Here is a 23,177-nt window from a genome sequence, read left to right on the forward strand (position 1 = left end):
TAGCGTACTCCAAAAAATATACGCTAAATAATTAGTAGTTTGATTCAGGCGCATCTGAATCTGTTGCGATAGCGACACTTGCGCTAGCACCGATACGAGTTGCACCTGCTTTGATCATGTTTAATGCTGTTTGGCGATCGCGAACACCACCAGACGCTTTTACGCCCACTTCGTCACCCACCGTTTTACGCATTAATGCAACATGATGTTCTGTGGCACCCATTGTACTGTATCCTGTTGATGTTTTCACAAAATCAACGCGGATCTCACGACACATTTCACAAACTAAACGTACTTCGTCGTCAGATAATAAGCAAGTTTCTAAAATAACTTTCAGAGTTGTATTACCACAAGCTGCTTTTACTGCTTCAATATCTTGTTTTACGAAGTCTAAACGACCGCTTTTTAACATACCGATATTGATAACCATATCGACTTCTTGTGCACCTTGGCGAATAGCTTCAGCTGCTTCAAATGCTTTTGTTGCTGTTAAACCCGCACCGAATGGAAAGTCGATAACACAACATACTTTTACATCACTTCCTGCAAGGCAAGTTCTTGCTAAAGGGATGTAAGAAGTGTTAATACAAACAGAGAAGAAACCATGTTCTACTGCTTCAGCACACAATTTCTTGATTTGTGCTTCAGTTGTATCTGCAGCAAGAAGGGTATGATCGATATAATTAGCTAATGGACGCATTGTATATTCCTTAATAAGAAGATTGTTATTTATCACTAATGTTAATTTGCCAACATATTAGTGCTGTTTTAACGGGATAACAATCACAAATGATAATAAAATAACATTATATTGTTATGTATCTATCAAAACGTCACTATTTTCACATTTATAAATTTCACATAAGAGTAAGAGGCGCTATGGATATCGCAGTGATTGGTTCAAATATGGTGGATTTGATCACCTATATAGATAGGATGCCAAAAGAGGGGGAAACCCTTGAGGCGCCGGCATTTAAGATTGGTTGTGGCGGTAAAGGGGCTAATCAAGCGGTTGCTGCCGCTAAATTAAATTCAAAAGTGATGATGTTAACAAAGGTCGGCGATGATATTTTCGCGGATAATACCATCATGAATTTAGGATCTTATGGCATTAATACACGCTATGTTGAAAAAGTACCAGGTACAACAAGTGGTGTTGCACCTATTTTTGTGACTTCCCAATCATCAAATAGTATTTTAATTGTTAAGGGTGCCAATCAACATTTGTCACCAGAAGATATTGATAGAGCGGCAGATAGCCTGAAAAAATGCAAAATAATTGTACTGCAATTAGAAATCCCGCTTGAAACGGTCTATCACGCCATTGAGTTTGGTAACAAACACCATATTCCTGTGTTATTTAACCCAGCACCCGCTTCAAAAGCGCTCGATCTTGATATTGCAGCCCGTTGTGACTTTTTTGTTCCGAATGAAACCGAGCTTGAAATATTGACAGGTATGCCAATCACCACAATGGATGAAATTCGCGAAGCTGCTTGCTCTTTACTACAAAAAGGTTTTAAGAATGTCATCGTCACATTAGGTGAAAAGGGCGCATTATGGATGAATGGTGAAATTGAAAAATATATTCCTGCCATTAAAGTGGATGCAATAGACACCAGTGGAGCAGGCGATGCCTTTATTGGTTGTTTTTCCCATTATTATGTTCACACTAATAATATTGAAGAAGCTTTAAATAAAGCCGTGATGTTTTCAGGCTTGAGTGTTACTGGAAAAGGCACACAATCTTCTTATCCGAGTATTGAAGAGTTTGGGCAGTTTTTGTCGCAAGCAAAGTAATATCCTTTTTCATAATCATTTCTTTCTATTCTCTCAGTTATCTCACCCATAAGATAATTGAGAGGACCACTTTAAAATCAACCAATTAAATTAGATTAATAATTTTGTTAGGTTTTCTCTGCGAAAAAACATCTAGCAGTATGTGATTTATTTCACATCATTATGATAAACAGAATTGAAATGTAATTTCATATGATGTAGCTTTATTTGAAATTTGATTTCAAAGGTTGTTGTGATGAAAGAAGATGCATTGAGCCAATGTCTTAAAAATGAAAGTAACCAAGAAACAACCCAATTTTCAGAGTTAAGTGCGTTGGAATTGGTCACATTAATCAATAGTGCAGATATGACTGTTGCACAAGCAGTTAAAAAAGAATTACCTATAATTGCCAAGGTCGTAGAAAAAATTACTGAGTGCTTACAAAGAGGAGGGCGTATTTTTTATGTTGGCGCGGGAACAAGTGGTCGATTAGCTGTATTAGATAGTGCGGAATGCCCGCCGACTTTTGGGGTATCTCCTACATTAGTGCAGGCGATTATTGCAGGAGGGCATGATGCAATGCTAAAAGCGGTTGAAAATATTGAAGACAGCCGAGAAGCCGCAATTGAAGAACTTCAGCGTCGTAATCTCTGTGATAAAGATGTGGTTATTGGTATTGCGGCAAGTGGTCGAACTCCTTTTACTGTCGCAGCTTTACAATATGGTAAAAAAATCAAAGCATTGACGGTATCTATTACTACGCGTGGTAAAAGTATGATGAGTGAAATTGCAGATTTATCTATTGCGCCAGACGTAGGCGCTGAGGTTTTAACAGGCTCCACTAGAATGAAAAGTGGTACAGCTCAAAAAATGATTTTAGGGATGTTAAGCACAAGCGTCATGACTAAGCTTGGAAAAGTGCATAAAAATCTAATGGTAGACGTGATTGCAAGTAATGAGAAATTGCAACGTCGTGCTGAAGGTATTGTCAGTGAAGTGTGTGGCATTTCTAATGAAAGAGCTAGAACATTGCTAAAAATGGTGAATTATCATCCTAGAAAAGCCATTTTGATGTATGAGCTTCATCTGAGCGTGGAGAAAGTTGATCAAATCACACAGCAATATCCTTATCGCTCACTACAACAGCAACTCGCCCTATTTAATTAATAACAATATGAGTCAATACTCAACATTTTAGCAGGCACCTATATGGCTAATAAAATAGAACATCTCGATACGTTAGCAATAGAAATAGAAAAACAGGCGGGTGGGTTTCAAAATGTGGTAACCCTAACACATTGCATGACCCGCATTCGATTGATTTTAAAAGATAGCTCGCTATTTAATGCCGATGCTTTAAAACAAGTCGAAGGTGTTAAAGGTGTTGTATTTAATGGCGAACAGCATCAAGTGATTGTCGGAATGGGAACGGCGGCAAAAGTGTATTCCATTATGAATAAACGGATGCAAAAAAACTCAACAAGTAATGAGGAAGTGTCTGAATCAACACCGGTGAAAAAAGGCTTCTCAATTCGTCGTATGCTAAATACATTAGCGGCTATTTTTGTTCCTACCATTCCTGCATTAATTGGCTGTGGTTTGATCATGGGGCTAATTAATATTATTCGTTTAGTAGCTCCTGGTTTGGTCGAGCAATTCCCCGAGCTATTTAAATTATTCAAATTGATCGGTAGTACGGTATTTGCCTATCTCTCTATTATGATCGGGATAAATACAGCTAAAGAGTTAGGGGCATCGACTTCGATTGGTGCGGTAATGGCTGGATTATTAGCCATGCCAGGGCTTGCTGATATCACTTTATTTGGTGAGAAATTACAGCCAAACAGTGGCGGGATTTTTGCGGTATTAATGGTGGTTGTATTCTCTTCAAAATTAGAACTATGGTTTCGTCGTATTGTTAAAGAGAGCCTTGATCTTATCTTAACACCGTTTGTGACTATTTTAGTTTCTTCGCTTGTCGCAATTATGATATTCCAACCTATTGGTCATTATCTTAATCAGTTATTAGCTCAAGGCGTCTCATTATCGTTATTAAGCCAAGGTGGTGGTGCTGTTGTAACTGGAGCCACGTTAGGGGGAAGTTTCTTATTTTTACTCTTAACAGGATTACATCAAGGGTTAATTCCTATTCATACCGAAATCTTAAATACCTTTGGTTTAAATTATCTATTCCCTATTTTAGCAATGGGGGGAATGGGGCAAGTAGGATCGTGCTTTTGGGTTTACTTGCGTACTAAAAACCAACGTTTAAAGAAAACATTAATGGGTGCATTGCCTGTGGGTATTTTTGGTGTTGGTGAGCCGTTATTATTTGGTGTTTCTCTTCCATTAGGTAAACCTTTTGTGGCGGGATGTATTGGTGGTGCGGCCGGTGGGGCATTAATGGCATATTTCCAAGTTGGGATCATTATTCCATTTGGTACTGCTGGGTTATCATTAATTCCATTAGTGGGAGATGGGCAAATTATTAAGTTCCTGATAACGGTATTAGGTGCATGGATTGTCGGCTTTATTGCCAGTATGCTAATGGGATTTACGGATCCAGAGAAATAAGTTAGAAATAAAAAGGATAATAGAATGTCGACACTGACCAAAAAGCTTGAATGTTTGCGAATACAAGGCAAAGGCACAGAACAACGTATTGCTCATTATCTATTAGAGAATAGTGAAAATATCGCCAGTATGAATGCGGCTGAGCTGGCACTTAAAGCGGGTGTAAGTAGTGCTTCTGTTATCCGTTTCTCTCGCCAAATGGGATATCGAGGTTATCCTGAATTTAAAATTGATTACCTTTCAGAAGAAAAGCAGCAGAAAAGCAGTGGCGATATTCTTTATGGTAATTTAGCGAAAACAGACTCGACTGAATTGATTATTTCCAAAACAGGGCATCTGTTTACCAGCGCTATTTTAGATTCATTGGCGTTGTTAGATCCAAAGCGTATTGATCTACTGGCTGAAAAAATGGTCTCAGCTAAACGCATTGTTCTGTTTGGTATTGGTGCCTCTGCGGTTGTCGCGAGTGATATTTTTCATAAGCTTATTCGCGTGAATAAAAACGTCTTATTTAGTTCAGATCTTCATGCTCAACTGGCTTATTCTGCCAATTTATCAGCGGATGATTTTGCGATAGCAGTTACTGCACGAGGTAATACTGCGGATATTAATCGGATGCTAAAATCAGCAAAAAATGAAGGCTGTTTAACTGTGGCATTGACTCGTTTTGGGCAAGATGAAGCAACTCGTTTATCTGACTACACATTGCCTTATTTTTATGACGAGCAACATTCTCAATTGGGGGTGATTACCCCTCAAGTTTTACAGATGGTAGTTTTTGATGTGTTGTTTTTTAAATATATGACATTGGCGAGTGAGTCAGCAGAAAAAGCCTTATTAAAAGGGCGAGAAGCTGTTATGCAAGGAAATCAGTAATGTTACTTATCACTACATTAGCGGTAGGTGCTGTTATTGGTTTAATTATTAGCACAACAGGTGTGGGTGGCGGTGTTATAGTTTTACCTGTATTGACGTATTTTTTTGGTATGAATGCATTAATGGCAGTAGCGACAGCCAATTTATTATCGATGTTGATGAAAGTTACTTCATCTTATATGCATTTTCGTCTTGGTAATATTCCCTTTAAAAGAGCCATGCTGGTATTAGGAATAATGCTACCAAGTACCTTTTTAGCCAGTGTTTTTGTTAATTATTTAGGTTCATTAGAGCAGTATCAGCAACAAGTAGAATGGGGAATTAATGCGCTTGTCGTGGGTGCGATTATTTTTTCTCTCATACTCTTTGTACAGAGAATGTTTTTCTCATTACCTCCCGTTGTGCTTGAGAATACAAAGCTAGCCCCTTTAAATATTAAAGCACTCTTAATGCCTGCGATTGTGGCTGGGATTATTTTAGGCGCAACAGGGGTTGGTGGTGGTGTGGTGGTTTTACCGCTCTTGCTACGCTATGCCAACCTTTCTATTAAGCAAGCGATTGGTACTTCTATCTTTACTACGACATTGTTATCGGGATCGTCAGCACTGGCTTATATGCAGGATGGACATACTGATATTCACTTGGCGCTTATATTATTTTTAGGATCGTTGATCTCTATTCCTCTATCTAAATGGCTATTGATAAGAATGCCTGATAAAGTATTTCAGTATGCAACACTAATTTTAATTATTTGTAGTGCTGTGATGATGTTGGCAAAATTATTCTAGTGTTGAAATGTATAATTAATGTTAATTATAAAAAAAGAATAAAATAATAGATAGATAGATAGAATTGATTTTTTATTAGGTGTTTTTTTTATCTTATTCATTTAATTGAAGTCGTCGATAATATAAATATAATTTCTCTCTTTTATTTTTGTGTTAATGAAATGTACTATTAACGCTTTATTTTCCCAGAAAATGATTTTAGTCATAAATAGATAATTGAGATAACAATCACATTAATATTAATTACGATGTGTTTCACTGGGATCCTCATTTAATACCTATAAGTGAAGGTACTAGTATTATGGAAAATAATAATAGGAAAACACCTCATATTAGACGTATTGCCCATATTATGATGTATAAACAACGTCAGTGCTTCCATTTCTCCGTTTTTAACGGGTAAGTCCTCTTTCTACACGATAAAAATATAAAATATCTTTCCTAATAACATACGTTATTGGGTGATTGTTCTATTTTTTAAATAACACACTATTTTTTACTCTATTATTATCAAAATAATTAGGAGATAGGATTATTATGTCTATTAATATTAAAGGTAGAAGTTTTTTAAAATTACTCGATTTTTCATCTGCTGAAATTCAATATTTATTAAAGCTTTCTAAATATTTTAAATCATTAAAAATGGCAGGTATTCCTCACCGCTCTTTAGAAGGTAAAAATATCGTTTTATTATTTGAAAAAACCTCAACACGTACACGTTGTGCCTTTGAAGTTGCGGGTTATGATTTAGGAATGGGGGTTACTTATCTTGATCCAGGCTCATCACAAATGGGGAAAAAAGAGTCTATTGAAGATACTGCGCGTGTATTAGGGCGTTTTTATGATGGTATTGAATACCGTGGTTTTGATCAGTCATTAGTGGAAGAACTAGCTGCAAAATCAGGTGTACCAGTATGGAATGGTCTTACCGATAAATTCCATCCAACTCAAATGTTGGCGGATATGCTGACAGTTGAAGAAAACTTTGGTCATTTAAAAGGACTTAAGCTGACCTTCTTTGGTGATGCCCGTAATAATGTGGCTAATTCGCTGATGGTTGTATGTGCCAAATTAGGGTTACATTTTACCGCATGTGGCCCAGCATCTTTAATGCCAGAAGAGCAACTTGTGAAGGAATGTCGTGCAATTGCAGCTGAAAACGAAGGCTCTATTACATTGACAGAAGATATCGAGAAAGGGGCAAAAGACGCGGATGTTCTCTATACCGATATTTGGGTTTCAATGGGTGAGCCAGATAGTGTTTGGGGGGAGCGAATTCGCTTACTAAAAGCTTATCAAGTTAATGAATCTATGATGACAATGGCTAATCCTCATGCGATTTTCTTACACTGTTTACCTTCATTCCATGATCGTTTAACGACTATTGGTGAAGATATTTACCAGAAATTTGGCTTGAGTGAAATGGAAGTGGCAGACGGTGTTTTTGAGTCTCGCCAATCAAAAGTTTTCGACCAAGCTGAAAACCGTATGCATACCATTAAAGCAGTTATGTTTGCGACGTTAAGCTAAAGCAAGGAGTTAACGATGCCTAAGAAGGTATTTATTGCTTTAGGGGGAAATGCACTAGGTAGTACGCCACTAGAGCAAAAACAGATAGTGCGAAAAACCGCAAAGCCGATTGTAGATTTGGTTGAGAAAGGTTACCAAGTCATTATTGGTCACGGAAATGGTCCGCAAGTTGGGATGATCAATTTAGCTATGGATTATGCATCACAACAGAATATTGGCACACCTTATATGCCATTTGCTGAATGTGGTGCCATGAGCCAAGGCTATATTGGTTATCATTTACAACAGGCTATTAATGACGAATTATGTGCACGACATCTGAATAAAAAGCATGGTTGTGCAACTATTGTGACCCAAGTGATTGTTGATAAAAATGATCCTGCTTTTTTATCACCGACAAAGCCAATTGGTGCGTTTTATACTCAACAGCAAGCTGAGGCTATCCAAAAAGAGCACGGTTTTTATTTTATGGAAGATGCGGGGCGTGGATATCGTCGAGTTATTCCATCACCCAAACCGTTAGAAATTGTAGAATCACCCATTATTAAACAGCTAGTTGAACGCAATATTGTGGTGATCACGGTTGGCGGAGGTGGTATTCCCGTTATTCGAAAAGGAGAGTTATTAGAAGGTATTGATGCTGTTATTGATAAAGATAACTCTAGCGCTAAATTAGCTGTCGAATTAAAAGCAGATATTTTATTAATATTAACGGCTGTTGATAAAGTCGCTATTAATTTTAATAAACCAGAGCAAATGAATTTAGATAAATTAACCCTTTCTCAGGCTCAAGAATATATTTCTCAAGGGCAATTTGCTAAAGGAAGTATGTTACCTAAAGTCGAGGCTTGTCTTAATTTTCTAAAGGAGAGTGATAAAGGTGTACAAGCGATTATTACTTCTTTAGATAATGCATTATCTGCTTTAGAAGGAAAAACAGGTACAACACTTATTTCTGATTAATATCATAATTATCATCATTCTAAATTTAATTCTAAAAATAAACACTGCCAGTTAGATATTATTTCTACTGGCAGAGTTACCTCTTATTTAAGTCGAGGGCGCTTATGAAACTTAAAAAGTTTGCGTTTCCGACCGCATTTACTATTTTATTTGCAATTACAGTAATTGTGGTTGGCTTAACGTGGATTATTCCGGCTGGCGAATATCAACGCTTAAGTTATAACTCAACAGAGCCATCATTAGTGGTTGCGAAAATAGATGGTTCTCATGAAGTGTTACCTGCAACTCAAGCCACATTAAATGATTTAAATGTCTCTATTGAGATTGAGAAATTCACGGATGGGACAATTAAAAAACCGATAGCGATACCCGGAACCTATGAACGTGTAGCACAGCAACCCAAAGGGATAATGGATATTACTGAAAGTATGGTGAAAGGGACGATAGAGGGGGCTGATGTTATTGTTTTTATTCTTGTATTGGGGGGGCTTATTGGTGTTGTTAATAAAACAGGGGCATTTAATGCGGGTTTAACAGCACTGGCAAATCGAACTAAAGGGAAAGAGTTTTTAGTGGTGTTTGGTGTCACCATTATATTATCCATTGGTGGGACAAGTTGTGGTATTGAAGAAGAAGCTGTGGCTTTCTATCCTATATTAGTCCCCATATTCTTAATACTGGGTTATGACGCTATTGTGTGTGTTGGGGCTATTTTCCTTGCTTCTTCAATGGGAGCTGGATTTTCAACGGTAAATCCATTTTCAGTGGTGATTGCCTCAAATGCATCAGGTATAAGTTTTATTGAAGGGATCGGCTTTCGTACTATTGGGTTAGTCATTGGTACGATTGGTGTTTTGGTTTATTTATATTGGTATTGCAAGAAGATCAAAAAAGATCCGGCTTTCTCTTATAACTATGAAAATGCCGAGAGTTTTAAACAGCGCTTTTTAAGTAATTACGATCCTAATGAGATATTAGAATTTTCGTGGCGTCGTAAAGTGATCCTCTGCTTATTTGTTGCTGCTTTTCCTATTATGGTTTGGGGCGTTATGGATATGGGCTGGTGGTTCCCACAAATGGCGGCTCTTTTCCTTGCTATCGCTATCATCATAATTTTCCTTTCTGGATTAAAAGAGAAAACAGCCATTGATGGATTTATTCATGGGGCATCTGAACTCGTTGGTGTTTCATTAATTATTGGTTTAGCGCGCGGTGTTAACCTTGTAATGGAACAAGGTAAAATTGCCGATACTATCCTTGAGTTTATGTCTCATATGGTTGCAGGAATGCCACCAAGCTTATTTTTATTAGCACAACTCGTCGTCTTTATTTGTTTAGGTTTTATTGTTCCTTCTTCTTCAGGTCTTGCGGTTTTAGCGATGCCAATCATGGCGCCATTAGCTGATGCTGTAGGTGTTCCTCGTTATATGGTGGTATCTGCATATAATTGGGGACAATATATTATGTTGTTTTTAGCACCGACAGGTTTAGTACTAGCGACATTACAAATGTTAGATATTTCCTATAACAAATGGTTAAAATTTATTATGCCGATGGTGATATTTATGTTTGTTCTTTCGGCCATATTATTACTTATTCAAGTCGCCCTTTTATAATATTAAATAGGTGTGTTTATATTGATAAATGGATTTTCAGTTATTCTGTAGTGTGATATTAATCTAGTTTTTTATGCTGTTATCAGTGATATTTTTTGGTTTCCATTAGAAGTGATCTAGCTCTCGTTTTTAATGGCAATAAAAAATAAACTGAAAAAAAAGGTTGTTAATTTGTAGAAGTTATGTTTTTTTAAATACAGATAACACGTAAACACATCATTAAATTCATTGATAGGTAACCCATGATCATTACTACTCTACTACAAAGCCTACGACTAACAGCGCACATCGCGGCTGTGGTTGGCGTGCGTGTGGTGGTGGTCGTCGGCAAAGCGCCGTAACGGGTCCGAATCAACATAGTTTCGCAACCCCGCCGGCGCATTAACCGGGCGGGGTTTTTCATTTCTACCTGCCCATAAAGTCCGGCTTAGAACAAAGGACATAGAAAAATGGGTGCTCAACAAGAAAACGCCACAATAAGTAAAACGTTTACTGGCGCACAATTAATTGTTTATTTACTGGAACGGCAAGGTATCACGACAGTTGCAGGGATCCCCGGTGGTGCGGCGCTTCCTTTGTATGATGCATTGAGCCAAAGTAAATCTATTCGACATATTTTAACTCGCCATGAACAAGGTGCGGGTTTTATTGCACAAGGTATTGCACGTGCCAATGGCAAACCTGCTGTGTGTATCGCTTCAAGCGGGCCGGGTGCGACAAATTTAGTGACTGCAATCGCAGATGCGAAGCTTGATTCCATTCCTTTAGTTTGTATTACAGGCCAGGTATCTTCAGCAATGATTGGAACAGATGCATTCCAAGAAGTTGATACCTATGGCATGTCTATTCCGATTACGAAGCATAACTATTTAGTTCGTGATATTGCTGAGTTACCTGAAATTATTTGTGATGCGTTTCGTTTAGCGATGTCAGGAAGACCTGGTCCTGTTTGGGTTGACGTACCAAAAGATATCCAACAAGCCACTATTACGTTAGAAACATTACCGCCTATTCCACAAAAAGATCCTGTACCCATATTTAATACTGATTTAGTAATACAAGCGGCACAAATGATTAATCAGGCTAAAAAACCTGTTTTATATTTAGGCGGTGGGATAATTAGTTCTGAAGCCTGTAAAGAGGCGATTGAATTAGCAGAAAAAAATAATCTGCCTACGACGATGACTTTAATGGGATTAGGATTAATGCCACCTTCACACCCACTGTATTTGGGGATGTTGGGTATGCATGCGACTCGTAGCACCAATTTTATTTTAGAAGAAGCGGATTTGTTGATTGTATTAGGGGCGAGATTTGACGATCGTGCAATTGGCAAAGCAGAGAAATTTTGCCCTAATGCTAAAATTATTCATGTTGATATTGATCGCGCTGAAATTAGTAAGATCAAACGCCCTGATATTGCGATCCACGCTGATGCGAAATCAGTGTTATCACTGTTATTACCATTGATTAATATAAATAAACGTAATGAATGGATAGAGAGTGTTACGACACTGAAACAAGAATATCCTTTAGAGATGAAAAATGCTGAAAATATCCTGAGTGGTTATGGCATTGTATTAGCCGCGGCAAACTGTGTTGATGATGATGCGATTATTACAACAGACGTTGGGCAACATCAGATGTGGGTAGCGCAAGCTTATCCGTTAAATCGACCTCGACAATGGTTAACGTCAGGTGGATTAGGCACGATGGGTTTTGGTTTACCTGCTGCAATTGGTGCCGCGTTAGCTGAGCCGAATAAGAAAATCCTCTGCTTTTCGGGGGATGGCAGTATTATGATGAATATTCAAGAGCTTGCCACCGCGGCTGAACACCAATTAGATATCAAAATTATTTTGATTAATAATCAGGCGCTGGGTTTAGTGCATCAGCAACAAACACTCTTTTTTGAAGAGCGCATTTATGCTGCCGCTTACCCTTATCAAACAGATTTTATCCGTATTGCACAAGGTTTTGGTTTAGATACCTGTGACTTAAATCAGGAAGCTGATCCCGCCAGTGCATTGCAAGCCGCTATTGAAAAGCCAGGCCCTTGCTTAATTCACGTTATGATTGATATCCATGAAAAAGTATTTCCGATGGTTCCACCTGGGGCTGCAAATATTGAGATGATAGGAGCTTAACTTATGTCAAACCAATCACAACCTATCGCGCTGGAATTGATTGTTCGCAACCATCCCGGTGTTATGACCCATATTTGTGGTCTATTTGCTCGTCGCGCATTTAACGTCGATGGTATTTTGTGTTTACCAATGAAAAATAGTGATAAAAGTCGTATTTGGCTATTAGTGCAAAAAGATGATCGTCTAATGCAGATGGTCAGCCAGGTAGAAAAGCTTGAAGATGTAAAAGAAGTTAGATTTAGCGATGATTTACGTGTTTTTGAACAAATGGAAAGTTATTTAAATTAATTTATTCTGGCTCTTTCTTAACAAATAAGAGAGAGCCAGAATTTAATGAAAGTATAAACTTATTTTGTTTCAGTGATGATTTTCTTCAAGATGTTGTCTATCTTCACATTCCATCTGTAACGTAATATGGTTAATACGAAATTGTTCACGAAGTTGTTGTTCGAGTCGAATTCTTAATTCTTCATGGTCAGCATTTGGCTGATAAACAATATGCCCACTTAAAATCAGTTTACTTTGTGTGAGTGCCCATAAATGCAAATCATGAGAACTTACGACATCTGGAGTATTATTAATTGTTTCAGTAACCTGAATAAGATCAACACCGCGAGGTACGCCCTCAAGTAAAATATTCAGACATTCTTTAAGTAATATCCACGTTCGTGGAAAAACCATAAAACCGATTAGCACCGCAATAATAGAGTCAACGAATTCCCAACCCGTCAACCAAATAATGACTGCACCAATAATTACTCCTATTGAGCCCAACATATCCGCCCATACTTCTAAATAAGCCCCTTTTACATTAAGGCTTTCATCCTTTGTGCTGGTGAGTAACTTCATTGAAATCAGGTTAACAACAAAGCCTATTAACGCAATAATAAGCATACCAATAGATTGAATATCAGGAGGTGAAGATAAGCGTTTATAGGCTTCATATAAAATATAGAAAGCAACCGCCATTAAAATAAGTGCGTTCATAGTTGCTGCTAATATTTCAAAGCGTGCATAACCATAAGTTCTAAAAACATCAGCGGCTTTTCTGCCGGCATGAATAGCAATCAGAGCAAGTAAAAGTGCGAAAGCATCGGTCATCATATGCATGGCATCGGAAATTAATGCCAAACTACCCGTTAAATAACCGCCAATAAATTCGACTAGCATAAATAATGACGTTAAGCCGAATGCAATTAATAACCGTGACTCAGGTAGTGCTTTTACATCGGCATGTTCATGATTTCCACTCATTGAAGCTCCTCATTATCTGAATTGCATTATTAAAAACATAGCTGAAAATAAATAAAAATAAATTAAATAAAGAGAGGATTTATGGATAACTTGAAGTGGATATTGCGACTGTAAATAAAGGAATTTTGATAACTGAACTCACACGATAATGAAAACCCGCATAAATAGTGAAGAATTATCGTGTGGTAGTGGTAGTCAATCACTTAAGGGCGGTGATGGTAATGTTGTTGATTTGGGCTAGACATAATCACCGATGCGCGTAAATGTCCTTCAACACAAATATAAGAGTGAGGCGCATTACCATGAAAAGCGTAAAAATCCCCTGTCTCTAATAAGACAGTCTCATCATTATCAAAACGCATCATTAGCTTGCCAGAATAGACCATGATATGTTCTTGAGTGCCGTCAGCATGAGCTGGGCTATTAATAATTGCACCGTGCTTCATCTCGATATGCCAAATTTCGGTAATATTACCGATGCCAATACGAAATTTAAACTCTTGGGCATAATCGCCAACAATCGGTTTATGTCGTTCTAAGCGAGGGTATTCTTCGCGCGTAAAACTAAATAAATCACCTAAAGGGAAGCCAAGCGCGATCGCGATAGCCTCCAAGGTATCGATTCTAGGATTAGAATCACCCGATTCTAATTTTGACAATGCTGCCTTAGATATTCCCGATTTTCTTGATAACTCATTAAGTGACAAGTTTCGAGATTGCCTTAATTGTTTGACTTTATTACCAAGGTATTCATTTGTTTTTTTAGGAGGTTGTGAGTTCATTGCCAATTCAAAATATCGTTAGTTTAAAAGTGCCATTTTGATTAGATAATAACACTAATTAACCGTATTCGGAAAAATGAGACTCTGTTTCTGCTGTATTTTATACATAGTTTTACGATTACTGTTCGATTTGTAATAATTACGCTAAAATCATTTTGTAAATGATTATTGTTCAAGGTTTATTATGATGGACTTGCTCAGTTGGTCTGATCTTTTTATTTGCCTACTTACCTTATTCTTTGCTTATGTTATTTTTGGTATGGCAGGGTTTGGTTCTGCGTTAATTGCAGGCCCTGTATTAGCACTTTATTTACCGCTTTCAATGATCGTGCCTTTATTGGCATTAATTGATTTAAGTGCTGCTGTGGTCAATGTTTTAAGAGATGGGAAACAGGCTGATTTTAAAGAGATACGCTATCTTATTCCGCTTATTATTATTGGTAGTCTTGTAGGGGCAACTATCCTATTAACCACACGGCCTGATTTACTTTCTCTTCTTTTAGGTATTTTTGCCACTTGTTATGCCATTTATGCACTGTTTTGGAAAAAACAAGAAAGCCAATTTTCTCAACGCTTGGTTTATCCTTTTGGGCTAATAGGGGGCGTATTTAGTGCATTGTTTGGCAGTGGGGGATTTTTATATGCGATCTATTTATCAGGCAGAATGACTGATAAAAACAAGTTTCGCATTACACAGACGACATTGATTGGCTTTAGTACACTAACGCGAGTGGTGATTTTCTTCTTTGCGGGCATTTATTGGCAATTGGATATCCTCAAGTTAGCGATTATTTTCTTACCGGCTATGTTTGCTGGTGTATGGTTAGGACGAAATTTAACATTACGTCTGTCAAAAGCACGATTTATGAGTGTCATTTATACTATTGTATTGGTATCGGGTACTGTGTTGATCTACCGTTATTTTTCTTGAACTCTGTCCGCGAATGACGGTGAAGTGAGAATATTGTGGAAGGCAAAGATCTTCATGAGTTAAACGGAGATCTTTCTCTGATTAACGTTACTTTTTAAGCATGTTTATCTATTTCTTATCCCTTATAATATAACAATATTTTATTTAACGACCTTCTTTTCATTACAGAGATTTCTGCTGTTTGCAGAAACAAAAGAACATGTCACATCAAAACTATCGTCAATCTGATGTTTTTGCGATAACAACTATCACGGTAAGTATTGGCGTTATCGGGATTGTTATTGGATTAACTATTCCCATGGTTGCACTACGCCTCAATTTAGCAGGTATTAGTGAGTCTATTATCGGACTTATTTCTGCCGCACCCGCTATTGGGATGTTAATTATTTCACCTTTTGCTCGGCGTATTGTGCAGTGGATTGGTAAACGTTTTGCCATGCTATTAGCCACCATTGTTTCTGCAATCAGTTTATTACCTTTAATGGGGAGCTTACCTCTAGAGTTATTATTTCCTTTACGATTAACGACCGGTATTGCCAGTGGTGTGATGATTTGTTTAGGCGAAACGTGGATCAATGAACTTTCGCCTGATAATAAACGAGGGAGAATTTTAGCGGTTTACACCACGGTGTTTACAATCAGTCAACTGATTGGGCCTTCAATTATTGCATTGTATGGTGTTTCTGATAAAACGCCTATTTTAATTAGCATCTTTATTCATATTATTTCTATCGTGCTGTTTTTAATGATGGATCAAAAAACGGGCGATAAATTACCTAAAGAGACACAAGATCCTAACTTTTCCATTATTCGTTTTGTTAAAGTTGCACCTGCGATTTGTGGTGGTATTGTTTTCTTCGCTTTTTTTGATGGTACAGTGCTGTCGATGTTTCCTATTTATGGTCTAAGTGTGGGTCATACAGAAGCTATTGCCGCCATGATGATAAGCGCTATTCTTGCTGGCGATGCTATTATGCAAATGCCTTTTGGCTGGCTTGCTGATCATATGAATAGAACACGGTTATACCGAATTTGTGGTGTGGTGACGTTGCTTACAAGTTTGTTATTGCCTATCACGATGTCTCATACATTTTTGATTTGGCCTTTATTACTGGTGCTGGGCGCAACAGCGGGTGCAATATACACTATTGCGTTAGTACAAATAGGGCAATATTTTTCAGGCAATGATCTGATGGTTGCCAATGCTTCTGCGGCGATGTTATGGGGAATAGGCAATTTGGCTGGGCCTTTATTAGCGGGAGCGATGTCAGAAATTTCTTCATCTTCATTACCATTCTTATTGGTTGCTATGACTGTTTTATTCTTAATATCCACCATGGAACGTTGGAACGTGGGGGTGGAAGCATTCAATAATAGCTCATCTTAATATCATTCTTCCTCTATTGTATTTCATTTAGGGTGATAAGAATGCGATAGAGGGATCTATCCTCTCCTTGTTTCTAAATGTTCAAAAGTATCTTATTGTTTTATTTTAATAATTATAATTACATTTCGTGATTTTACTTATTTTAAAATTTATTAAGAATAATCCAGAAATACTTATCTTGAATGAAAAATTGTTTGCTAAAATGGTGTTTATTCATCTAACGTTAAAAGTAGAAGATGACACTATCTTCAGATAAAAATAACGAATACTGCAAACTATTCATCGCCACACATTGGGAACGGGGGGTATTATTTACCTAAATAACTTATTAAAATTACTAATAATAGATAAATGTACCTAGTTATCATGTTGTTTAATATAAATTAAATAAAAACAATTAATTAAGTGAATTTTCTACTGTGAGATAAGAATGATATTGGACGATTGTACAAAAGTAGAATGATGAGGAAAGTAGGCAACTGCTTTCCTCTTTTTCTTTTTTATGACTTTAAATTGTCTTTTTATGACATTTTTATTAAAAATGTATTTTTTCACTTGATTCTTACCCTAAAAGCACCAGATAATCGTTTGCGTCAAATTCTCTCACTCAACCCACACAAAAAAACAAACGTTTGCTTTTGACTCCCTCTTAAGATTTTTATCTATAAGAGGTTATTTTAATTGATACGTAATCGTTTTCGTTTTGGGGGGAGTGAATCGTTTTTATGTCAGAGGAATGTAATGTCTGCTAATCAATCAGCAACCACAGGTAAATTAGACAGCTATTTTAAACTTACAGCACGTGGCACCACGGTTCGTAAAGAGATGATCGCCGGCTTGACGACATTTCTTGCTATGGTGTATTCCGTGATTGTTGTTCCTAGCATGTTGGGGCAAGCGGGTTTTCCACATACTGCGGTCTTTATCGCAACCTGTTTAGTTGCGGGCTTAGGTTCCCTTCTTATGGGATTGTGGGCAAACCTTCCTATGGCAATTGGTTGTGCCATCTCATTAACCGCGTTTACGGCTTTTAGCTTGGTCTTGGGGCAAAATATCTCTGTGCCTGTTGCATTAGGTGCTGTATTTTTAATGGGGTGTTTATTTACCGTATTCTCATTAACTGGCATTCGTACTTGGATCTTAAAAAACATTCCCATAGGTATTGCGCATGGTGCGGGAATAGGGATAGGACTGTTTTTACTTTTAATCGCAGCAAACAGTGTTGGATTAGTTGTGAAAAACCCATTTGATGGTTTACCTGTTGCAATGGGAAAATTTACATCATTTTCTGTTCTTATGTCACTTGCAGGATTAGCCGCTATTTTCGGATTAGAAAAACGTAAAGTACCCGGTGGCGTACTATTAGTGATTGTAGCTATTTCTATTATCGGGCTGATTTTTGATCCTAATGTAAAATACCAAGGCATTTTTAAAATGCCTCAATTAGGTGAAGAGGGACTCTCTTTATTGTTTGCTATGGATATTAAAGGGGCATTACAACCTTTGGTTTTACCGAGTGTTCTTGCGTTAGTGATGACTGCAATTTTTGATGCAACTGGGACTATCCGTGCCGTTGCTGGCCAAGCAAATTTATTAGACAAACGCGGACAAATTATCAATGGCGGAAAAGCACTTACCTCGGATTCTGTTAGTAGTATTTTTGCCGGTGTGATAGGTGCTGCACCTGCTGCGGTTTATGTTGAGTCTGCAGCAGGAACTGCCGCAGGGGGTAAAACAGGATTAACTGCGACTGTCGTGGGTATTTTATTCTTACTGATCCTTTTCTTATCACCTCTTTCTTATTTAGTGCCCGCTTATGCGACCGCACCGGCATTAATGTATGTGGGTTTATTGATGCTAGGTAATGTCACTAAGTTAGATTTTGGCGATTTTGTTGATGCCATGTCAGGTATGGTGTGCGCCGTCTTTATTGTTTTAACTTGTAACATTGTTACTGGCATTATGCTCGGTTTTGGCTGTTTAGTGATTGGTCGAGTATTTGCAGGCGAGTGGCGTAAACTTAATGTTGGTACCGTATTAATTACTATTGCTCTAGTGGCATTTTATGCGGGAGAGTGGGCAATTTAATTCGAATCATCGGCTTTAAAGACAAAAGGCGGAATATATTTGTATTCCGCCTTTTTGCTATTTATTTATCTAATTTTATTCGCTATTGTCGAAATTAAGCCTATTTGTTAAATAGTTGGTAGAATATATGCAAGAAATAAAAATACGCCATAGCGAACCAGATGACGCAATCGCAATTCAACAGTTATATACTCATCCTGATTTATATATTTGTACTTGCCAATTTCCTTACCCTTCAGTGACAATGTGGAAAAAAAGATTACTTGAATTTGCAGAACAAAATATCCCTAATTTTGTCGCAACTGTTGATGAGCAAATTGCAGGGCATTTAGCGCTGATTATCGATACTCATCCTCGTCGTCGCCATATTGTTAGTTTTGGTATTGGTGTCGGAGCTGAGTACTCAGGTAAAGGTGTAGGGAAGTTACTTATTAATACAGCGATTGATTATGCGTTCAATTGGTTAGCAGCAACTCGGTTAGAATTAGAAGTGTATTCAGATAATGAAAGAGGCTTACATTTATATAAAAAATTAGGCTTTGAAGTTGAAGGTGTACGTCGTAAAGCGGCATTTAGAGATGGAAAATATTGTGATGTTGTTATGATGTCAATGCTAAGAGCTATTGAATAATCATCAGCACTATGTGGTGACGCTTAAAATTAATCGTTATCATCATTTACTTGCCACTTTTTATTTAATTGCTTAGCGCTTTACGTTTTTATACGGGCAATTACATTGCTTAGACTGAAAAAGAGAAATAAAAACGTATGCTTTTGACGTTTAATGCCGTTAATAAATAAAGAGTAATGAAAAGAACGCAATTTGTCGTGTTAGATACGATTAATCTTAATTTTCAATAATCACACATGAGTCAGCGTGGGATCTGTTTAAAATAAGAAAAGGTAAAGAAAGACATGGCGCATAAATTTTTGCAGGGTGTGTTTTTTTATCATTCAGTAGGGTTTTCTTTTTTAAGGAAAAGATAACAGATTTTGGGATAAAAATAGGCATGTAAGGGTAACATGGAAATATTCTTTACTATTTTGATTTTAATACTGGTGGTTTCAGTTTCAGGGGTTATTACTAAACTAATTCCCTTTCGTGTTCCGTTACCATTAATACAGATTGTGATAGGGGCTTTATTGGCATGGCCTCAATTTGGTTTACATGTCACTTTTGATCCTGAACTCTTCCTCGTTTTACTAATCCCTCCTTTGCTGTTTGTTGATGGTTGGAAAACACCTACACGAGAATTTATCCAAAATGGGCGTGAGATTTTTATTCTTGTGCTTGTTTTAGTGATGGTGACTGTTGTTGGTATCGGTTACTTGATTTATTGGATGATGCCGAGTATTCCACTGATTTCTGCGTTTGCATTAGCGGCTGTACTTTCACCAACCGATGCCGTCGCACTTTCTTCTATTGTCGGTAAAGGGCGAATACCTAAACGCATTATGGGTATTTTAGAAGGTGAAGCATTAATGAATGATGCTTCAGGCCTGGTTGCTTTGAAGTTTGCTGTTGCTGTAGCAATGGGAACAATGGTGTTTACCGTTGGAGGCGCGACGCTAGAATTCTTTAAAGTCGCTGTAGGGGGGTTACTGGCAGGTATTGGTGTCACTTTGCTTTACAGTAAATCTTTACGATTAATGAGTCGCTGGAGTGGAGACGATCCTGCAACACAAATTGTCTTTATGTTACTGCTACCTTTTGCCTCTTATCTTATCGCAGAACATATTGGTTTTTCAGGTATTTTAGCTGCAGTTGCTGCGGGTATGACTATTAGTAAATCAGGCGTTATCCGTAATGCGCCACTTGCAATGCGTTTGCGTGCTGACAGCGTGTGGTCAATGCTTGAATTTGTCTTTAACGGCCTTGTCTTTATCATGCTGGGTTTACAACTTCCGATTATTTGGACAAGCTCTGTTATTCAAGCTGATCTTGATCCGGAAGTTGAAGTGTGGATGTTGTTTGCTGCCGTATTTGTTATCTATTTTGCACTGCTTATCTTACGCTTTACATGGTTATGGCTGATGAAAAAAATGAGCCGTATTTTTATGAAAAAGCACCCACTTGATTTCGCCAATTATACGACACGTGAACTGTGGCTTTCGTCATTTGCGGGTGTGCGTGGGGCTATTACACTTGCTGGTGCGCTTTCTATTCCACTCTTTTTAACGGATGGCAGCACTTTCCCTGGGCGTTATCAAATTATCTTTATTGCTGCTGGTGTTATTTTACTGTCGATTTTAGTGGGTATTATCTCACTTCCTTTCCTATTGAAAGGTGTGAAAACAACCGACAAAGAAGCTGATAAAAATGAAGTTCGCTATGCAAGAAAAGTGATGGCAGAAGTGGCGATTGTTAGTCTTAACAAAATGGAAGAGCGTTTAGCAGCAAGTACAGAAGAACAGTTAGATGCTGAAGAAATTAATGAAGTTGCTTCGCGTGTAACGGGTTATCTAAGACGTAGAACCGCGGATCAAGATGAAATGGTTCATAACATGTTAGAAGAAGATCTCGAAAGACGTTTTCGCCTAACCGCATTACGTGCTGAACGCGGTGAGCTTTATCATTTAAGAGCAACGCGAAAAATTAGTAATGAAACACTTCAATTATTGCTACATGAGTTGGATTTAATGGAAGCGCTATTAGTGGAGAAAGATAGTTAATTATGTGGTTGCTCATTATTACAACACTATTATGGGCAGCCTCTTTTAGCTTGATCGGCGAGTACCTAGCGGGTCAGGTTGATAGTTGGCTTTCTGTTTTGATCCGTGTTTCTTTAGCAGCTTTGGTTTTTTTACCTTTCTTACGTTGGAAGGGAATTCGCTTTAAGGTAATTTTACTCTATATGAGTGTGGGGGCTTGCCAACTTGGTATTATGTATCTGTTTGTCTTCCATGCTTATAACTATTTAACCGTTGCAGAATTTTTATTGTTTACAGTATTAACTCCGCTTTATGTCACGTTAATTTATGATTTATTAGAACGTCAAAGATTACGTTGGGGCTATGTCTTTAGCTCATTATTAGCAGTGCTAGGAGCCGCTATTATTCGTTATGACCATTTAAGTGATGATTTTTGGTATGGTCTGTTATTAGTGCAACTTGCTAATATTTTCTTTGCTATTGGTCAGGTGGGTTATAAGCGATTAATGGAAGTTCATCCTATCCCACAACATTATGCCTTTTCTTGGTTTTATCTTGGTGCAGTAGTGGTTTCACTGATTGGTGCGTTGTGTTTTGCTGATTGGCAGAAAATGCCGACAACATCACTACAGTGGGGGGTTTTACTCTGGTTAGGGATCGGCGCTTCTGGAATAGGCTATTTCATGTGGAACTATGGTGCTACACAAGTCGATGCTGGAACCTTAGCTATTATGAATAACATGATGGTTCCAGCTGGGTTATTAGTCAATTTCTCTATTTGGCAACAACATCCAAATTGGCCAAGTTTCATCATAGGCGCGAGCCTGATTGTTGCATCACTGTGGATCCATCGACGTTGGATACGCCGACCTGTTTTACAAAAGGAAGATTGTTAACGGCGTGCTGACCTGACAAACGAATAAATTCACGAATTGCCGGTTGATGTTGCTCTCCACTGCGGTTAGCGGCATATAACCGGCTCCATAATCCCTCACCTAATGTTTTTGTTACTACTAATCCTTGTTTTTCAAAATTTTCAACCGCCCAATGAGGTAGCGCTGCGATCCCCATACCAGCTGCAACCATTTGAATTAACAACAATGTATTATCGACATGTTTAAATTGTGGTGTTATTCCTGCGGGTTGTAAAAAATGACGCCATACATCAAAACGCTCTCTTTGCACGGGATAAATAAATAAGGTTTCTGCAATTAAATCTTGTGGCTGAATATGTAATCGATTCGCGAGAGGGTGATCAGGCGACAAAACCAGTTTAACTTCATAGTCAAACAGCGGAGTATAGTGTAAACGAGAGTCATCTAAGATATCGGATGTTAGCACGACATCTAATTCTCGCTGTAATAATGCAGGTTGTGGATCAAACGTGACACCCGAATGAAAATCGACCGTTACTTCAGGCCATGTTTGGCGATATTGCTGTAGTGCTGGAGTTAACCATTGGATACAACTATGGCATTCAATCGCAATATTCAAATTTACACTACCGGGTTCATTACATGCTTCAATTGCTCGACGAACGATAGGTAACACTTCTTCTGCTAATTTAACGAGTACCTCTCCTTGTGAAGTAAAGCGCAGTGGTTGACTTTTACGTACAAAAATTCGATAACCAAGGCGATGTTCTAATTCACTAAATTGGTGTGAAAGAGCCGATTGCGTTTGATGTAGTTGATTTGCGGCATTGGCTAGAGAGCCGGTGTTCTTTAATGCCAAGATTGTTTTTAAATGTTTTATTTCTATCATGAGAAACCTTCAGGTTGTTGATGAAAAATTTGCGCTTGTGATTTA

At 37.8% G+C, this 23,177-nt stretch carries 22 protein-coding genes; 17 read left to right on the forward strand and 5 right to left on the reverse strand.

Going from position 1 to position 23,177, the window contains the following annotated elements:
* Positions 1 to 31 precede the first annotated feature (31 nt).
* A complete protein-coding gene (gene deoC / locus GWJ05_RS09615; RefSeq protein ID WP_036939745.1) occupies positions 32 to 700 on the reverse strand; it encodes a deoxyribose-phosphate aldolase in 669 nt (222 codons plus the stop codon).
* Positions 701 to 879: 179 nt separating this feature from the next.
* On the opposite strand from deoC, the gene rbsK reads away from it, so the two are divergent.
* The 9 genes from rbsK to GWJ05_RS09660 all read left to right on the forward strand — a co-directional run bounded on the left by rbsK (position 880) and on the right by GWJ05_RS09660 (position 10,127).
* The gene (rbsK, locus tag GWJ05_RS09620; protein ID WP_036939742.1) at positions 880 to 1,800 is read left to right on the forward strand and encodes a ribokinase; all 921 of its coding nucleotides are present in this window, start codon (positions 880 to 882) and stop codon (positions 1,798 to 1,800) included.
* Between the two features lie 235 nt (positions 1,801 to 2,035).
* A complete protein-coding gene (murQ, locus tag GWJ05_RS09625) occupies positions 2,036 to 2,947 on the forward strand; it encodes an N-acetylmuramic acid 6-phosphate etherase (protein WP_036939739.1) in 912 nt (303 codons plus the stop codon).
* 42 nt (positions 2,948 to 2,989) lie between these two features.
* Positions 2,990 to 4,354 (forward strand): PTS transporter subunit EIIC, encoded by a 1,365-nt coding sequence (locus GWJ05_RS09630; protein WP_161681385.1) that lies wholly within the window; start codon positions 2,990 to 2,992, stop codon positions 4,352 to 4,354.
* Between the two features lie 24 nt (positions 4,355 to 4,378).
* Positions 4,379 to 5,230 (forward strand): MurR/RpiR family transcriptional regulator, encoded by an 852-nt coding sequence (locus GWJ05_RS09635; RefSeq protein WP_161681386.1) that lies wholly within the window; start codon positions 4,379 to 4,381, stop codon positions 5,228 to 5,230.
* Positions 5,230 to 6,018 carry a sulfite exporter TauE/SafE family protein gene (locus GWJ05_RS09640; protein WP_036939730.1) on the forward strand — a complete coding sequence of 263 codons (789 nt, stop codon included), beginning with the start codon at positions 5,230 to 5,232 and terminating at the stop codon, positions 6,016 to 6,018. The genes GWJ05_RS09635 and GWJ05_RS09640 overlap by 1 nt, the downstream gene beginning before the upstream one ends.
* 301 nt (positions 6,019 to 6,319) lie before the next feature.
* Positions 6,320 to 6,421: a leader peptide SpeFL gene (speFL, locus tag GWJ05_RS18795; protein ID WP_109372621.1), complete on the forward strand. Its 102-nt coding sequence runs from the start codon at positions 6,320 to 6,322 to the stop codon at positions 6,419 to 6,421.
* Between the two features lie 134 nt (positions 6,422 to 6,555).
* Positions 6,556 to 7,548 carry an ornithine carbamoyltransferase gene (gene argF / locus GWJ05_RS09650; protein WP_036939729.1) on the forward strand — a complete coding sequence of 331 codons (993 nt, stop codon included), beginning with the start codon at positions 6,556 to 6,558 and terminating at the stop codon, positions 7,546 to 7,548.
* Positions 7,549 to 7,563: 15 nt separating this feature from the next.
* Entirely contained in the window at positions 7,564 to 8,511 is a 948-nt protein-coding gene (gene arcC / locus GWJ05_RS09655; protein WP_087803821.1) for a carbamate kinase, read from the forward strand.
* A gap of 104 nt (positions 8,512 to 8,615) precedes the next feature.
* Positions 8,616 to 10,127: a YfcC family protein gene (locus GWJ05_RS09660; RefSeq protein ID WP_036939723.1), complete on the forward strand. Its 1,512-nt coding sequence runs from the start codon at positions 8,616 to 8,618 to the stop codon at positions 10,125 to 10,127.
* 190 nt (positions 10,128 to 10,317) lie between these two features.
* On the opposite strand, the gene GWJ05_RS18800 is transcribed toward GWJ05_RS09660, so the two are convergent.
* Positions 10,318 to 10,485 carry a hypothetical protein gene (locus tag GWJ05_RS18800; RefSeq protein ID WP_432652596.1) on the reverse strand — a complete coding sequence of 56 codons (168 nt, stop codon included), beginning with the start codon at positions 10,483 to 10,485 and terminating at the stop codon, positions 10,318 to 10,320.
* Positions 10,486 to 10,576: 91 nt separating this feature from the next.
* Here GWJ05_RS18800 and ilvB point away from each other — a divergent pair, with 91 nt between their 5' ends.
* Positions 10,577 to 12,274 (forward strand): acetolactate synthase large subunit, encoded by a 1,698-nt coding sequence (ilvB, locus tag GWJ05_RS09670; protein ID WP_087803820.1) that lies wholly within the window; start codon positions 10,577 to 10,579, stop codon positions 12,272 to 12,274.
* Positions 12,275 to 12,277: 3 nt separating this feature from the next.
* The gene (gene ilvN / locus GWJ05_RS09675) at positions 12,278 to 12,562 is read left to right on the forward strand and encodes an acetolactate synthase small subunit (protein ID WP_006535577.1); all 285 of its coding nucleotides are present in this window, start codon (positions 12,278 to 12,280) and stop codon (positions 12,560 to 12,562) included.
* Positions 12,563 to 12,631: 69 nt separating this feature from the next.
* On the opposite strand, the gene GWJ05_RS09680 is transcribed toward ilvN, so the two are convergent.
* Entirely contained in the window at positions 12,632 to 13,528 is an 897-nt protein-coding gene (locus tag GWJ05_RS09680) for a cation diffusion facilitator family transporter (RefSeq protein WP_036939715.1), read from the reverse strand.
* 203 nt (positions 13,529 to 13,731) lie between these two features.
* Positions 13,732 to 14,310: a helix-turn-helix domain-containing protein gene (locus tag GWJ05_RS09685; protein WP_036939712.1), complete on the reverse strand. Its 579-nt coding sequence runs from the start codon at positions 14,308 to 14,310 to the stop codon at positions 13,732 to 13,734.
* 184 nt (positions 14,311 to 14,494) lie between these two features.
* Here GWJ05_RS09685 and GWJ05_RS09690 point away from each other — a divergent pair, with 184 nt between their 5' ends.
* From GWJ05_RS09690 to GWJ05_RS09715, 6 genes are all read left to right on the forward strand, one after another.
* Positions 14,495 to 15,241, forward strand: a complete 747-nt coding sequence (locus GWJ05_RS09690; protein WP_036939709.1) for a sulfite exporter TauE/SafE family protein — start codon at positions 14,495 to 14,497, stop codon at positions 15,239 to 15,241.
* Positions 15,242 to 15,440: 199 nt separating this feature from the next.
* On the forward strand, positions 15,441 to 16,628 hold the full coding sequence (locus GWJ05_RS09695; RefSeq protein ID WP_036939707.1) for an MFS transporter: 1,188 nt from the start codon (positions 15,441 to 15,443) through the stop codon (positions 16,626 to 16,628).
* Positions 16,629 to 17,369: 741 nt separating this feature from the next.
* Positions 17,370 to 18,716, forward strand: coding sequence for an NCS2 family permease (locus tag GWJ05_RS09700; RefSeq protein ID WP_036939704.1), 1,347 nt, complete (start codon positions 17,370 to 17,372; stop codon positions 18,714 to 18,716).
* A gap of 127 nt (positions 18,717 to 18,843) precedes the next feature.
* On the forward strand, positions 18,844 to 19,347 hold the full coding sequence (locus GWJ05_RS09705) for a GNAT family N-acetyltransferase (RefSeq protein WP_036939701.1): 504 nt from the start codon (positions 18,844 to 18,846) through the stop codon (positions 19,345 to 19,347).
* Positions 19,348 to 19,739: 392 nt separating this feature from the next.
* Positions 19,740 to 21,389 (forward strand): Na+/H+ antiporter, encoded by a 1,650-nt coding sequence (locus GWJ05_RS09710; RefSeq protein ID WP_036939699.1) that lies wholly within the window; start codon positions 19,740 to 19,742, stop codon positions 21,387 to 21,389.
* A gap of 2 nt (positions 21,390 to 21,391) precedes the next feature.
* Positions 21,392 to 22,264: a carboxylate/amino acid/amine transporter gene (locus GWJ05_RS09715; protein ID WP_036939696.1), complete on the forward strand. Its 873-nt coding sequence runs from the start codon at positions 21,392 to 21,394 to the stop codon at positions 22,262 to 22,264.
* Here GWJ05_RS09715 and metR read toward each other — a convergent pair.
* Positions 22,179 to 23,132, reverse strand: coding sequence for an HTH-type transcriptional regulator MetR (gene metR, locus GWJ05_RS09720; RefSeq protein WP_036939693.1), 954 nt, complete (start codon positions 23,130 to 23,132; stop codon positions 22,179 to 22,181). The genes GWJ05_RS09715 and metR overlap by 86 nt on opposite strands.
* Positions 23,133 to 23,177: the final 45 nt, after the last annotated feature.

The sequence above is a fragment of the Proteus sp. G2626 genome, from assembly GCF_009915985.1.
GTDB lineage: Bacteria > Pseudomonadota > Gammaproteobacteria > Enterobacterales > Enterobacteriaceae > Proteus > Proteus vulgaris.